Origin of the sequence: Streptomyces sp. NPDC058459 (assembly GCF_042721685.1) — a bacterium.
In the GTDB taxonomy this organism is placed as follows: Bacteria; Actinomycetota; Actinomycetes; order Streptomycetales; family Streptomycetaceae; genus Streptomyces.
Genome location: NZ_JBHXLV010000021.1, coordinates 1 through 15,346, shown reverse-complemented (window position 1 = coordinate 15,346; position 15,346 = coordinate 1). Strand labels below are relative to the sequence as shown.

Sequence of the window (15,346 nt, the reverse complement as noted above, 5' to 3'; positions counted from 1 at the left end):
GACGCGCCGGGCGTGGCCCGCGTCCGGCACCGCCGATGCGGCCGTACCGTCTCACGGCGGCGCACGTCAGGCGGGCGGCCTGCCCATTTCCGTGGTGGCGTCAAAGAGCAGTCACAGCACGAAACCCGGCACTGAACTGCACGTACGGCTCCCAGGCCAGTCGGCGGCACAGAAACTCGGGTTGCGCGGCGTGGTCTTCACCGTCCAGTCCGCGGCGACGGCACCCGCCGGCCGCGCCCGCCTGAGCCTGGACTACTCGGCGTTCCAGGACGCCTATGGTGCCGACTGGGCCACCCGGCTGCGCCTGGTGCGGCTCCCCGGCTGCGCCCTGACCACCCCGGGTAAGAGCAGTTGCCGGATCCAGAGCCCCCTCGCTTCAGCCAACAACGCCGGAGCGCACACCGTCTCCGCGGATGTCCCGCTTCCCGAGCGGCCTCGTACCGATGCCCCGGCGTCCGCCCGTCCGCTGGTGATCGCCGCCGTAGCAGCGGCGTCCGGTGGAGGCGGGTCCTATGCGGCCACCTCGCTCGCCCCCTCCGGCCAGTGGTCCGGCGGCGGCTCGAGCGGCGCCTTCAATTACTCGTACCCGATCACCGTCCCCGACGTCCCCGGCAGCCTCGTCCCGAGCGTCGGCTTGAGCTACAACTCGCAGAGCGTGGACGGGCGCACCTCCTCGACCAATGCCCAGTCCTCCTGGATCGGCGACGGCTGGGACTACTCGCCCGGCTTCGTGGAGCGGAGCTACCCAAGCTGCTCGGACGACACGGCGAACGGCACCCCGAAGACCTCTGACGAGTGCTGGTCCAACGACGCGCAGACACTCACGCTGTCGCTCAACGGCTCGTCGAACACGCTGATCCACGACAACAAGTCGAACACCTGGCACCCCCAGGGTGACAACGGCGAGAAGATCGAGATCAGAACCGACACGGTCAACGACGACAACGACCACGAATACTTCGTCGTCACCACCGTCGACGGAACCCAGTACTACTTCGGCCGCGACCGTCTGCCCGGCTGGGCGGCCGGCAACGCCACCACCAACTCCGTCCTCACCACACCCGTCTACGGCAACGACATGGGCGAGCCTTGCCACGCCTCCACCTTCGCCGCCTCGTGGTGCCAGCAGGGCTACCGCTGGAACCTCGACTACGTGGTGGACAAGCACGGCGATGCCCTCAGCTACTGGTACACGCCCGAGACCGGGTACTACGGCCGCGACAACACCACGACGGCATCCCCGTACACCCGCGGCGCCTACCTCAGCGAGATCCGCTACGGCCAACTGGCGGGCAAGGTCTATGACACCACGGCTCCCGAAGCCGCGCAGGTCTTCTTCGACACCTCCGAACGCTGCCTGCCCGACTCCGGTTTCGACTGCGCGCCGTCCAAGATGACGACGGCCAACGCGGCGCGCTGGCCGGACGTGCCAGTGGACCAAGCCTGCGCGTCCACCGGGAGCTGCAACAATCACGGGCCTGCGTTCTTCACCACCAAGCGTCTGACGGGGATTCGCACCAGGATTCTCGTGGGCACCGCTTACCAGGACGTGGACTCCTGGTCCCTTGCCCACACCTTTCCCACGACCGGGGACACCACCACCCCGTCGCTGTGGCTGTCGTCGGTCACCCGGACCGGCAAGGACGGCGGCAGCAAGAACCTGCCCCCGGCCACCTTCGTGGGCCAGGCACTGGCCAACCGCGTCGACGGCCTGGACGGCTACCAACCCATCACCCGCTACCGGCTGACCACAGTGACCACCGAGTCCGGTGGAGTCATCGCCGTCAACTACTCCAGCCCCCAGTGCCACCGTCAGGGCACCACGGTGCTGCCGTCCGCGCCGGACTCAAACATCTACCGCTGTTTCCCGTCGTACTGGACCCCACTGGGGCAGACCTCGCCACAACTGGACTGGTTCAACAAGTTCGTCGTCAACACCGTCACCACGCAGGACCCGGCCACCAAGAGCCTTCCCGTCCAGACGGCGTACACCTACCTCGGCGACCCGGCCTGGCACTACAACGACGACCCGCTCTCGCAGGCCAAGTACCGCACCTGGAACCAGTGGCGTGGCTACGGCCGGGTCGAGACCCGTACCGGAACCTCGCCCGAGAAGATCACGCTGTCCCGGGAGACGTACTTCCGGGGAATGGACGGCGACAAGACGGCTTCAGGCGCCCGCAGCGTCACGCTGAACGACCGGGCCGGCGACGACCCGCAGAAGGACTCCGACTGGCTGGCAGGCCAGACGTTCGAGACCGAGGGCTTCAACGGCGACGGTGGTGCGCTGCTGTCGGACGAGACCACCGACCCCTGGACCTCGCCCGCCACCGCGACCCAGTCACGCACCAAGGCCGGGTTGGACCCACTGGTCGCCCACCGCACCAATGTGCAGCGCACCCGCACCGTCACGACCAAGACCGACGGCACGCCTCGTACCACTGAGACCGACTACACCATCGACGACGCCACCGGCCTGCCGATGGCCGCGGACGACCGCGGTGACGTCTCCACCTCGGCGGACGACACCTGCAGCCGCACCTGGTACATCAAGGACACGTCCGGCGAAACGTTGCCCGTCCCCCGCCGGGTCCAGGAGGTCGCCGTCTCCTGCTCGGCCACCCCCAAGTACCCGGCCGACCTGATCAGCGACGACCTGACCTTCTTCGACAAGTCCACCGACAACACGGCCGTACCCACCAAGGGCGACGTGACGATGGTGCAGAAGGCCGACTCGGTCGCCGCCGACGGCACCCCGCACTACATCACCGCGCTGCAGAACACCTACGACGACTACGGCCGCGAACTCACTGAGACCGATGCCGACAACCGCACCACCACCACGGCGTACACACCCGCCGCGGGCGCCTCTCCTTCCGCCGTCAAAGTCACCCAGCCCAAGGTCACCGGCCAGACCACCGCGTTCAGCAGCACGACGACCATCGACCCCGCACGTAGCCTCGATCTGAAGACCACGGACGCCGCCGGCTACTCCACCACCAGCACATACGACCCGCTGGGCCGTCTCACGGCGGTGTGGGAACCCGGCTTCTCCACGTCGAACAACCCCAACACCAAATACAGCTACGACCTCAACCCCGCCGCGCCCTCGACGGTCACCACCCAGACCCTCAAGGACGACAACACCTACGACACGTCCGTCTCGATCTACGACTCCTCGCTGCGCCCGCGTGAGACGCAGACGTCCACCGCGGACGGCGGCCGGATCATCGCGGACACCGTCTACGACAGTCACGGATGGTCGGTCAAGTCGTCCGACCCCTACTACAACAGTGGTGCCCCCTCCGGCACGCTGGTGGACGCCGCCGACAACCAGACTCCGTCCCAGACAGCCACGGTGTACGACGGCGCCGGCCGTGCCACAGCCTCGATCGCGTACCACTTCGCGTCCGAGACCTGGCGTACCACCACCGCGTATCCCGGCGCAGACCGCGTCGATGTCACACCCGCCCAGGGCGCCACACCCACGACGACGTACACGGACGGCCGCGGTCGTACGACCAAACTGCTGCGTTACCACGGCAGCACGCCCTCCGGGGACGCCGACACCGTCACGTACGCGTACGACGACGCCGGTCACCAGACCGGCCAGGACGACGGACAGGGGCACAGCTGGACCAGCGTCTACGACCTGCTGGGTCGTCGCACCTCCCAGACCGACCCCGACGCCGGCTCCTCCACATCCACCTATGACAATGCCGGGCAGCTTCTGACCACCAAGGACGCCCGGAACAAGGTGATCCAGCTCGCCTACGACGAGATGGGTCGCAAGACCGCCGAGTACGACGTCACCGGCGGCGCCACTCCGGCCTCGGGCGACCAGCTCGCCGCCTGGACCTACGACACCCTGAAAAAGGGTCTGCCCACCGCTTCCACCCGCTACGTCGGCGGCAGTGCGGGACCCGCGTACACCAGCAAGGTTCTCGGCTACGACAGTCACGGCTGGGTGCAGGCCACCCAACTCGTCGTCCCGTCCTCCGAGGGCGCGCTGGCCGGCACGTACCTCCATCAGAACCGCTACAACCTGACCGGCACCCTCAAGTCGTACACCGACCAGGACCCGGGCACGGTCAAACTTCCGTCGGAGACGGTCTCCTACACTTACGACTCCGCCGACCGCCCGGTCGGGGTGGGCGGCGACACCAACGGCTGGGCTTACGTCAGCGGTCTGACTTACACGGAGTTCGACGAACCGCAGCAGTTCACCTACGGCACCTCTGGCAACTTCGCCCAGCAGACGCTGAGCTACGATGACCAGACGCACCGGCTCACGGGTTCCACCACCGTCACCCGCTCCGGTGCCGCAATCGCCGACCAGGCGACATACGGCTACCAGCCCTCCGGCAACGTCACCAAGATCGCCGACAAACTGGAGACCGGTCAGACGGACACCCAGTGCTTCGACTACGACTGGGCCCAGCGACTGAAGGCCGCCTGGACAGCGACCGACGGTTGCACTGCCACTCCCACCCCGGGCAATTCAGCGACCGTGGGCGGCCCTTCCCCGTACTGGCAGAGCTGGACCTTCGACGCCACCGGAGCTCGGCAGTCCCAGGTCGACCACAACATTTCCGGTGACACCTCCCTCGACGCCACCGCCGCCTACACTCCCTTCACCGCTGGGAGTGGCCATCCCGCGCACGCTGTCGCGCAGGTGAACAGGACCACCCCGACCGACCCGGCTTCCAACACCTCGAATACCTACACCTACGACGACAACGGCAACGTCCAGACCCGCACCACCCGCGCGGGCACCGACACCTTCACCTACGACGACGAGGACAAGCTAGCCAAGCTGTCCTCCACTGGCAGCGCCGGCGACACCACCTACCAGTACGGCGCCGACGGCGGGCTCCTCCTGCGTCACAGCCCGGACGGGACCACGCTGTACACCGGTGACGAGGAGATCACCCTCAAGAAGAACGCCACCAGTGCCGACGGCGTCCGGTACATCTCGCTGGCCGGCCAGACGGTGGCCAGCCACTCCTCCGACGGCCGCTTCACCTACCTGATCCCCGACCGCCAGGGCACCGGCACACTCACGATCGACGCCCAGACCCAGCAGGTGGTCCGCCGCCAGTACAAGCCCTTCGGTGAGACTCGCGACCAGACAGGCCCCTGGGCAGCCGGCCAGCGCGGCTACGTCGGCGGCACCCAGGACGACAACACCGGCCTCACCAACCTGGGGGCCCGCGAGTACGACCCGCCGATCGGTCGCTTCCTGAGTCCTGACCCATTGCTGGCCCCAGGAGCACCGCAGTCCTGGAACGCGTACGACTACGCGGACGACACCCCGGTCACCACTTCGGACCCGTCGGGCGCCTGCCCTGATATTGACTGCCCGACCCGCAATTGCCCGAACTGCCTCAACCGCACGCCGATCGACACGAACCCGAATTCGCCGGCGTTGACCGACCGGCCGGGCTCGGGCAGCACGGTCAACAACACGAAGGCATACGCCAAGCAGTACAAGGCGGACATCAGCAACTCGGTGGTCCACGCGCAGCAGGAGCAGCGCGCCCTCGAACGCCAGAAGGCGACAGCGAACGCCGCGGCAGCGGCGGCGAAACGACAAGCCGGCGGGTTCAAGCATCAACTGCTCAGCCTGGTAGCCGACGTCATCGGCGTGACCGACGCGTACAACTGCTTCACCAAGGGCGATGTCATGGGGTGCATCAACACCGCCCTGACATTCGTCCCGTGGGGCAAGGTCTTCAAGGTCGTCAAGATCGGCCTCGAGGCCATGAAGATCTGGCGCGCGCTGGACCGCGCCTACACGGCGGTGAAGGACGCCGAGGAAGCGGTGAAGATCGCCGACGACGCACTGGATGCCGAACGCGCGATCGTGGAAGCGGAGAAGGTGGAGAGTGCCGGCACGGAAGCCGTCACCTGCGCGACTCACAGCTTCGTACCCGGCACAGACGTCCAGTTGGCCGACGGTTCCTCCAGACCGATCAGCAAGGTCAAGGTCGGCGACACGGTCCTGGCGACGGACCCGCAGACCGGTGTGACGGCACCCGAACCGGTCCAGAGGGTGATCGTCACCCGCACGGACCATGACTTCACCTCCCTGACCCTGAAGACGGCACCGGTCCGTGGTCCGCCCCACCGCAAGCCGGTTGCACAGAAGCTGACCACCACCTGGCACCACCCCTTCTGGGACGTCACCCACCACCGCTGGACCGACGCGCACGACCTCACCCCCGGCACCGAGCTCCGCCAACTCGACGGCACCAAGGTCACGGTCACCGCCGTCACCAACTTCCACCAGCACAGGACGACGTACGACCTCACGGTCGGGACGGTGCATACGTACTATGTGCTGGCGGGGGCCACGCCGGTTCTGGTTCACAATGCAACGCCAGGTCAGAAGTGCGATCTGACGCTGGGTGCCGGTCCGAATGCCCGAGAGGGAGTAGGTCTGGAGAACGGCGACATCGAAGCAGATGGCGTTCGAGATCTGATCAATGAATCAGGAAATGCGCACGGCTGTCATACTTGCGATGCCACGGCCCCTGGCACCAAGGACGGGGACTGGATACCAGATCACCAGCCGCCGTCCAGTCTCGTCGCTGCCGGATCTCCTCAGACGGCGTATCCGCACTGCCTGCCTTGTGCCAGGAGACAGGGTGGAGTCGTATCACAACTTTCACAAGGAAAGAGCAAGAAGGAATGGTAGCTAATAGTCCTGTGGTTGCATTCCTGGCAAAAATCGAGCATGGATGCCTGATCTTGCGGGACGCGGGAAGCGACGATGACGTCAGCGACTGGGATCCGGCGTCGAGCAGCTGGTATCGAGAGGGCAGTTCGCTTATCTTCGGCGTTCAGGCCGGCGTTGACGGTCCTGTCGAATGCGAGGTGTGGAAGTCAGCTCCGCCGGCTGTGCTTCCTGCGAACCTCTTCGAGGTGTCACTCCCATGTCCGTCTGGGTGGCTCGTATTGCAGGACCCGAACGAATACGTCCGAATGCAATTCGCTGGATTTCGCGACTCTGTGATCTGTTCGGCAATGGCGGATGATCCACAATTTCCCTCAAAGGTTCAGATCTTGCTGAGGGAAGAAGGTAAATAGCTCCTTGGTGCTCGCAGGAACGGGCGAGGCTCCATTCGAGGGTTTCACCAGTTCCTCGCATGCGGCGTGAGGGCCTCGCTCTCCTGGGGGTCTGCTGATCTTCCCCCCATTCCGAACTGCAAAGTTGAAGCCCCGTCAGGTGTGTGGCGGGGCTTCGGACTAGCGGGTCATGACGGCCTCCTTCCGGACGTCGGCCGTTCCCTGACCGTCTGCGCCTCCACCCCGCCTCCTGCGGAGCACGGCGGCACAACAGGCGGCGCCGATCATTCGACAGTGACCGTTGCGCCCCACGCGGTGCAGGCCCTGTGCGGACCGCATCACGGCGGCGAGCGACGGCGGCACCATGGTCGAGCGATTCATCAGGACGCCCGGGCCGTTTCAGTTCGAGCCGTTTCCGTCCGGCGCGCAACAAACCTCACGCCCCGGCGCCAGCGCGATCGGGATCCTAGTGTCCCGAGTCGTTAATTCGTGTGCAGTATGCGGCGAGGGTGTCGAGGATGTCGTCGGCGGTCTTGGTCCAGATGAACGGCTTGGGGTTGCTGTTCCACTCGTTGATCCAGCGGCGGATGTCCCGTTCGAGTTCGACAACGCTGCGGTGGGCCGAGCGGCGGAGTTTGCGGGTGGTCAGCTCGGCGAACCAGCGTTCGACGAGGTTGAGCCAGGACGCCGAGGTGGGGGTGAAGTGCAGGTGGAAGCGGGGGTGGCGCAGCAGCCACTTCTTGACCGGCTCGGTCTTGTGGGTGGCGTAGTTGTGCAGGATCAGGTGGAGTTCGAGGTTCTTGGGGACGGCGGCGTCGATGACTTTCAGGAAGCGGAGGAACTCCTGGTGGCGGTGGCGGCGGTAGTGCTGGGCGATGACCGACCCGGAGGCGATGTCCAGGGCCGCGAACAGGCTGGTGGTGCCGTGCCGGACGTAGTCGTGGGTCATCCTCGCCGGCGTGGTCGGTGCCATCGGCAGCACCGGTTGGGTGCGGTCCAGGGCCTGTATCTGCGACTTCTCGTCCACCGCCAGGACCAGGGCGTTCTCCGGCGGGGACAGGTAGATACCCACCACGTCGCGGACCTTGGTGACGAACTGCGGGTCGGTCGACAGCTTCCAGGTCTCCACGATGTGCGGCTTGAGGCCGAACGCCCGCCAGATCCGCGAGACGGCCGACTGCGACATGCCTTCCGCGTCGGCCATCGAACGTGTCGACCAGTGCGAATCACCGGTAGGCGGAGCTTGGCCAAGTGTCCTGGCGACCAGGGCTTCGACCTGCTCGTCCGTGATCCTTCGCGGTGGCCCCGAACGCGGCCGGTCCACCAGGCCCTCCAACCGGTCCGCCGCGAACCGGGACCGCCACTTGCGTACCGTCTCCCGCGAGATGCCCAGGTCGTCCGCGACCCGCGCGTTCGACAGGCCCTCCGCGCACGCGAGCACGATCCTCGACCGCAGCACCAGTGCCTGAGACGCCGTCTGCTTGCGCAACCACCCGCGCAGCACCCTGCGTTCGTGATCGGACAACTCCAGAGGCAACGGCTTCGGACCAGGCATCACCCCACCCTACAACCGCAAGCGAACTAACGACTCAGGACACTAGAGGTTGATGTCGAACCCGGTCGGCAGTCCCGGCCGGAGGTCTTCCGAACGCCGGACGAAGGGCGTGCGGACGGCGGCCGACGGATGTCACCGAGACCTGGCGTCCCCAACGCTTCCCACGATCATGAAAATGAGATCGGGGAGGTGTTGCCAGCTCGTCGACTCAAGCTCCGAACGTCAGCATTCTCGCAGGTCAGCGCGTCGCCTGCTCCGCGAGGGAGCATGAGCCGCACCGCGATCCGAGGTCGCGAGCACCGAATTTCGTTCCGTTGAGGCGAAGTTGACGATCCGGCACCTCACTAGGAACGTTTTCGCAGGTCAGGACACTCTTGAGTGGGGCGGGTGGGACTCGAACCCACGGCCGACGGATTATGAGTCCGCTGCTCTAACCGGCTGAGCTACCGCCCCTCGCGGCGTGTCGCGTACAACTGTGCGCGCCGTCTGCCGCAGCATAGCCGCTCATACGATCTCCTGCTTCGGATGGTCGGCTTCCGCGCTGCTTCCCTGACCTGGCACGGCTCCCGGGCAGGGGACCGGACATGAAAAAGGACCCCGCAGGGTCCTCGTCCACCGTCCTCGTCCAACGCGCTCCCCCGACTGGACTCGAACCAGTAACCTGCCGGTTAACAGCCGGCTGCTCTGCCAATTGAGCTACAGGGGACCGAAGCTCCCCCGACTGGACTCGAACCAGTAACCTGCCGGTTAACAGCCGGCTGCTCTGCCAATTGAGCTACAGGGGATCGCTTCGTCTGCATCGAACGCCTCCGCCTGGGTATTCGCCAGGGGGCGGGCGGTCGCTGCGACACATACATTAGCGCAAGCAGGGGGGTGCTCCGCCAATCGGTTCCCCTCCGACCCCGCTCGGCACCACAGACCCCCCGTCAGGGACAACGCAAGGAAGGGTGGCCCACATGCGCTACCGGCTCACGTTCGTCGCCGGCCTGGCCGTCGGATACGTACTCGGAGCACGCGCCGGCCAGCAGCGCTACGAGCAGATCAAGAAGGCCGTTCGCGGGATCGCGCAGAACCCCGCCGTGCGGAACTCCGCCGAGACCGCCGCGCAGCAGGGCAAGGTCTACGCGGGCAAGGCGCTGCACACGGTGAGCGAGAAGGTCGGCGAGAGCGTTCCCGAGTCGTTCACCGGCCGCGTCCGCTCCCGCCTCGGTCGGCGCGGTCCCGGCCGGCCGGCCCAGGACGACTGGGGCACCAGCCATCCCTGAATCGGCCACCCCGTGCGTGTGCCCCCTGAGCCGCGGCTCCAGGGGGCACCGGCGTACCGGCGGGAGCAGCCTCCGCTCTGCGGCAGAATTTGAGTCATGGGGATAGTCGCCGGGTTGGACAGTTCGCCCGCATTCACTCGCATCGTGGTCTGCGACACGGCCACGGGGGCCGTGCTGCGTCAGGGGTACGCCCCGCATCCGCTGGACGTGCCGGACGGCGCTCCGCGGCCAGGTGACGTCGACCCGCAGGCGTGGCTGCTCTCCCTGGGCGAGGCCGCCGGGGGCGGGCTGCTGGAGGGTGTGCAGGCCATCGGGGTCTCCACGCAGGCCAACGCGGTGGTCCCGCTGGACGCGCAGGGCAACACCGTGCGCCCGGCGATGGCCGGGGCCGACAAGCGGGCCCAGGTGGCCGCCGCCGACCTGATCGACGCGCTCGGCGGCCGGGAGGCGTGGGCGCAGGCGGTGGGCTGTGTGCCGCAGGCCGCCCGGCCGGTGACCAAGCTGCGCTGGCTGGCGAGGAACGAGCCGGAGAACGCGAGCCGTACCGCCGTCCTGCTCCAGGCGCACGACTGGCTGGTCTGGCAGCTGCTGGGGCGGCCGGTGCGCCGGACCACCGACCGGGGCGGCGCCTCGGGTACCGGGTACTGGTCCGCCGCCACCGGCGCCTACCGGCCCGACCTGGTCGAGCTGGCGCTCGGCCACCAGGTGGCGCTGCCCGAGGTGATCGGCCCGGCCGACGCCGCGGGCACCACCCCGGAGGGGCTGCTGATCTCCGCCGGTACGGGCGAGACGATGGCCGCCGCGTTCGGGCTCGGGATCGGTCTGGGCGACGCGGTGGTCTCGCTCGGCGCCTCCGGTTCCGTGATGGCCGTGCACACCGAGGCGCTGGCCGACCAGACCGGGATGATCACCTCCCTCGCCGACGCCACCGGCATGCACCTGCCGGTCGTCACCACGCTGAACGCCGTACGGGCCCTGCGCGGCAGCGCCGGTCTCCTCGGCCTGCCCGACCTGGAGACCCTCTCCGACCTGGCCCTGAAGTCCACGCCCGGCTCGCACGGCCTGGTGCTGCTGCCCTATCTGGAGGGCGAGCGCACCCCCAGCCTCCCGCACACCGCGGGCACCCTGTCCGGGCTGCGCCGGGAGTCGATGAAGCCCGAGCATCTGGCGCGGGCCTCCTTCGAGGGCATGCTGTGCGGCCTCGCGGACGCGCTGGACGTGCTGCGCGGCCGGGGTGTGGCGGTGCGGCGGATCTTCCTGCTGGGCCAGGCCGCCGAGCTGCCCGCCGTACAGGCGATCGCGCCGGCGCTGTTCGGCGTGCAGGTGGTCGTGCCGCAGCCCGCCGACTACGCCGCGATCGGCGCCGCCCGCCAGGCCGCGTGGGCCCTCGGGGCGGCCCAGGGCACCCTGGACCCGCGTACCCCGCCCGCCTGGCACGGGGCGGCCGCGCAGGTGCTGGAGCCGGGCGACGAACTGGCCGTGGGGCAGGCGGTGCGCCAGCAGTACGTGGCGGTACGGGAGCAGACCCATCCGGGCGCCTTCCGGCCGTGAGGACGTAAAGAGCCGGGCAAGCCGGGGCCGGCGGGCCACCCGATGGGTTAATCGGTTGAGGTAACAAGGGTGGAGTGCCCGACGATAGGGCCATGGGCAGACCACCGCCCCCACCGCCGACTCCGAGAGACAAGCGTGCTCATACGACTTCTGCGGACCTGTCTCAGGCCCTACAAGAAACCCATCGTCCTGCTGGTGGCGCTGCAGCTCCTCCAGACCTGCGCCACGCTCTACCTGCCCAACCTCAACGCGCACATCATCGACAACGGTGTCGTGACGGGTGACACGGGTTACATCGTCACCGCCGGCGCCCTGATGATCGGCATCTCGCTGGTCCAGGTCGTCTGCAACATCGGCGCCGTGTACTACGGCGCCCGTACCGCCTCCGCGCTCGGCCGGGACCTGCGTGCCGCGGTCTTCGACCGGGTGCAGTCCTTCTCCTCGCGGGAGCTGGGCCACTTCGGCGCGCCCTCGCTGATCACCCGTACGACCAATGACGTGCAGCAGGTCCAGATGCTGGTCCTGCTGACGTTCACGCTGATGGTGTCGGCGCCCATCATGTGTGTCGGCGGCATCGTGCTGGCCCTGGGGCTGGACGTGCCGCTCTCCGGCGTGCTGGTCGCCGTGGTACCGGTGCTGGGCATCTGCGTGACGCTGATCGTGCGCCGGCTGCGGCCGCTCTTCCGGTCGATGCAGACCCGGCTGGACACCGTGAACCGGGTGCTGCGCGAGCAGATCACCGGCAACCGGGTCATCCGCGCGTTCGTCCGCGACGAGTACGAGCAGGGGCGGTTCGGCAGGGCCAACGGCGAGCTGACCGAGATGCAGCTCGCGAGCGGCCGGATGCTGGCGCTGATGTTCCCCATCGTGATGACGGTGGTGAACCTGTCGTCCATCGCCGTGGTGTGGTTCGGCGCGCACCGCATCGACAGCGGCGGGATGCAGATCGGTGACCTGACGGCGTTCCTCGCCTATCTGATGCAGATAGTGATGTCCGTGATGATGGCCACGTTCATGTTCATGATGGTGCCGCGCGCGGAGGTGTGTGCCGAGCGCATCCAGGAGGTGCTGGGGACGGAGTCCAGCGTCGTGCCGCCGGTGGCGCCGGTCACCGAGCTGCGCGGGCACGGGCGGCTGGAGATCCGGGGCGCGGGCTTCCGGTATCCGGGGGCCGAGGAGCCGGTGCTGCGCTCCATCGACCTGGTGGCGCGGGCGGGCGAGACCACGGCGGTGATCGGCTCGACCGGCAGCGGCAAGTCGACCCTGCTCGGCCTGGTCCCCCGGCTGTTCGACGCCACCGAGGGCGAGGTCCTGGTGGACGGGGTGGACGTGCGCGAGGCCGACCCGGCCCTGCTCGCCCGTACCGTCGGCCTGGTGCCGCAGAAGCCGTACCTGTTCGCCGGCACCGTCGGCGGCAATCTCCGGTACGGCAAGCCGGACGCCACCGACGACGAGCTGTGGGCCGCGCTGGAGACCGCGCAGGCCAGGGAGTTCGTGGAGCGTCTCGAAGGCGGTCTGGAGGCGCCGATCGCGCAGGGCGGCACCAATGTGTCCGGCGGGCAGCGCCAGCGGCTGGCCATCGCCCGCACCCTGGTCCAGCGCCCGGAGATCTACCTGTTCGACGACTCGTTCTCCGCGCTCGACTACGCCACCGACGCGGCGCTGCGGTCGGCGCTCGGCCGGGAGACGGCGGACGCCACGGTGGTGATCGTGGCCCAGCGGGTGGCGACCATCCGGGACGCGGACCGGATCATCGTGCTGGACGAGGGCCGGGTGGTGGGTTCCGGCCGGCACCACGAGCTGATGGCGGGCAATGAGACGTACCGGGAGATCGTGCTCTCCCAGCTGACGGAAGCGGAGGCCGCCTGATGGCCGGTCCCATGGGACGCATGATGACCGGGGGCGGCCCCGACCAGCGGTCGATGGACTTCAAGGGCTCGGGCAAGCGGCTCGTCGCCCAGTTCCGGCCCGAACGGATGACCATCTACGGGCTGCTGGCCTGCGTGGTGGTCAGCGTGGCGCTGAGCGTGATCGGCCCGAAGATCCTCGGCAGGGCCACCGACCTGGTGTTCGCCGGCATCGTGGGCCGGCGGATGCCCGCCGGTGGGTCCAAGGAGCAGGTGCTGGACTCGCTGCGCGCGCGGGGCCAGGGCTCGGTCGCGGACATGCTGCGCGGCACCGACTTCGTACCCGGTCAGGGCATCGACTTCGACGCGGTCGGCCGGGTGCTGCTGCTGGCGCTCGGTGTCTTCCTGGTCGCGGGGCTGCTGATGGCGGTGGCGACGCGGCTGGTGAACCGGGCCGTGAACCGCACGATGTACCGGCTGCGCGAGCAGGTGCAGGGGAAGCTGTCGCGGCTGCCGCTGTCCTACTTTGACAAGCGGCAGCGCGGTGAGGTGCTCTCCCGCGCCACCAACGACATCGACAACATCGGCCAGACGCTCCAGCAGTCGATGGGCCAGCTGATCAACTCGGTGCTGACCATCATCGGCGTGCTGGTGATGATGTTCTACGTCTCGTGGATACTCGCGCTGGTCGCGCTGGTGACGGTGCCGCTGTCCTTCGTGGTGGCGACCCGGGTCGGCAAGCGCTCCCAGCCGCACTTCGTGCAGCAGTGGCGCGTCACCGGCACGCTGAACGCGCACGTCGAGGAGATGTACACCGGGCACACCCTGGTGAAGGTGTTCGGCCGGCAGGAGCAGTCGGCGCGGCAGTTCGCCGAGCAGAACGACGAGCTGTACGAGGCCGCGTTCAGGGCGCAGTTCCACAGCGGTGTGATGCAGCCGCTGATGATGTTCGTGTCGAACCTGAACTACGTGCTGGTCGCCGTCGTCGGCGGGCTGCGGGTGGCCTCGGGCACGCTGTCCATCGGTGATGTGCAGGCGTTCATCCAGTACTCCCGGCAGTTCTCGATGCCGTTGACGCAGGTGGCCTCGATGGCGAACCTGGTGCAGTCCGGCGTCGCCTCGGCGGAGCGGGTGTTCGAGCTGCTGGACGCCGAGGAGCAGGAGGCGGACCCGGTGCCGGGCGAGCGGCCCGCGAAGCGGCGCGGCCGGGTGGGGCTGGAGCATGTGTCGTTCCGGTACGACCCGGACAAGCCGCTGATCGAGGATCTGTCGCTCACCGTGGAGCCGGGCCAGACGGTGGCCATCGTCGGCCCGACCGGCGCGGGCAAGACCACGCTGGTCAACCTGCTGATGCGGTTCTACGACGTCACGGGCGGCCGGATCACCCTCGACGGGGTGGACGTCCGCAAGATGTCCCGCGACGAGCTGCGGGCCGGGATCGGCATGGTGCTCCAGGACACCTGGCTGTTCGGCGGCACCATCGCGGAGAACATCGCGTACGGCTCCTCGCGCGAGGTCACCCGGGGGGAGATCGAGGAGGCGGCGCGGGCGGCCCACGCGGACCGCTTCGTGCGTACGCTGCCCGACGGTTACGACACGGTGATCGACGACGAGGGCACGGGGGTGAGCGCCGGTGAGAAGCAGCTGATCACCATCGCGCGGGCGTTCCTGTCCGAGCCGGTGATCCTGGTACTGGACGAGGCGACGAGTTCGGTGGACACCCGGACCGAGGTGCTGATCCAGAAGGCGATGGCCAAACTGGCCGACGGCCGCACGTCGTTCGTCATCGCCCACCGCCTCTCCACGATCCGGGACGCGGACACGATCCTGGTGATGGAGGACGGCGCGATCGTCGAACAGGGCGCGCACGCCGAGCTGTTGGCCGCCGATGGCGCCTACGCGCGGCTGTACAAGGCCCAGTTCGCGCAGGCGGTCGCCGAGGTCGACTAGAGACAACGCGGTCGCGGGGGGGGCGCCGCCGGCGGGGGCGCGCCCCCCGCCCCCCCCGGGCGCGCGCGGCCCGCCCGGGCCGGCGGGGGCCCCCCCGGGGCGGCGGC

General features: G+C 68.4%; 6 protein-coding genes and 3 tRNA genes. 5 read left to right on the top strand and 4 right to left on the bottom strand.

The annotated features are described in order from the left end of the window. Positions 1-190: 190 nt before the first annotated feature. Complete coding sequence (locus ACFWN1_RS06860; RefSeq protein ID WP_384359007.1) at positions 191-6,700, top strand: RHS repeat-associated core domain-containing protein; 6,510 nt, start codon at positions 191-193, stop codon at positions 6,698-6,700. Positions 6,701-7,537: 837 nt separating this feature from the next. On the opposite strand, the gene ACFWN1_RS06855 is transcribed toward ACFWN1_RS06860, so the two are convergent. The 4 genes from ACFWN1_RS06855 to ACFWN1_RS06840 all read right to left on the bottom strand — a co-directional run bounded on the left by ACFWN1_RS06855 (position 7,538) and on the right by ACFWN1_RS06840 (position 9,411). Next, a complete protein-coding gene (locus tag ACFWN1_RS06855) occupies positions 7,538-8,626 on the bottom strand; it encodes an IS630 family transposase (RefSeq protein ID WP_384358961.1) in 1,089 nt (362 codons plus the stop codon). Positions 8,627-9,005: 379 nt separating this feature from the next. Next, positions 9,006-9,079, bottom strand: a tRNA-Ile gene (locus ACFWN1_RS06850). A 180-nt stretch (positions 9,080-9,259) separates the two neighbouring features. Next, a tRNA-Asn gene (locus tag ACFWN1_RS06845) sits at positions 9,260-9,332 on the bottom strand. 6 nt (positions 9,333-9,338) lie between these two features. After that, positions 9,339-9,411 (bottom strand) — tRNA-Asn (locus ACFWN1_RS06840). 171 nt (positions 9,412-9,582) lie between these two features. Here ACFWN1_RS06840 and ACFWN1_RS06835 point away from each other — a divergent pair. The 4 genes from ACFWN1_RS06835 (at position 9,583) to ACFWN1_RS06820 (ending at position 15,239) form a co-directional block, all read left to right on the top strand. Further along, positions 9,583-9,891 carry a YtxH domain-containing protein gene (locus ACFWN1_RS06835; RefSeq protein WP_384358959.1) on the top strand — a complete coding sequence of 103 codons (309 nt, stop codon included), beginning with the start codon at positions 9,583-9,585 and terminating at the stop codon, positions 9,889-9,891. 96 nt (positions 9,892-9,987) lie between these two features. After that, on the top strand, positions 9,988-11,442 hold the full coding sequence (locus tag ACFWN1_RS06830) for an FGGY-family carbohydrate kinase (RefSeq protein ID WP_384358957.1): 1,455 nt from the start codon (positions 9,988-9,990) through the stop codon (positions 11,440-11,442). Between the two features lie 135 nt (positions 11,443-11,577). Next, positions 11,578-13,311 carry an ABC transporter ATP-binding protein gene (locus ACFWN1_RS06825; RefSeq protein ID WP_384358955.1) on the top strand — a complete coding sequence of 578 codons (1,734 nt, stop codon included), beginning with the start codon at positions 11,578-11,580 and terminating at the stop codon, positions 13,309-13,311. Next, positions 13,311-15,239, top strand: coding sequence for an ABC transporter ATP-binding protein (locus ACFWN1_RS06820; RefSeq protein WP_384358953.1), 1,929 nt, complete (start codon positions 13,311-13,313; stop codon positions 15,237-15,239). Before ACFWN1_RS06825 ends, ACFWN1_RS06820 begins: the two co-directional genes overlap by 1 nt. The last annotated feature ends 107 nt before the right edge of the window (positions 15,240-15,346 follow it).

Excerpts from the sequence above, each read along its gene's own strand:
- ACFWN1_RS06855 (WP_384358961.1), bottom strand. The coding sequence starts at position 8,626 with ATGCCTGGTCCGAAGCCGTTGCCTCTGGAGTTGTCCGATCACGAACGC.
- ACFWN1_RS06835 (WP_384358959.1), top strand. The coding sequence starts at position 9,583 with ATGCGCTACCGGCTCACGTTCGTCGCCGGCCTGGCCGTCGGATACGTA.
- ACFWN1_RS06830 (WP_384358957.1), top strand. The coding sequence starts at position 9,988 with ATGGGGATAGTCGCCGGGTTGGACAGTTCGCCCGCATTCACTCGCATC.
- ACFWN1_RS06820 (WP_384358953.1), top strand. The coding sequence starts at position 13,311 with ATGGCCGGTCCCATGGGACGCATGATGACCGGGGGCGGCCCCGACCAG.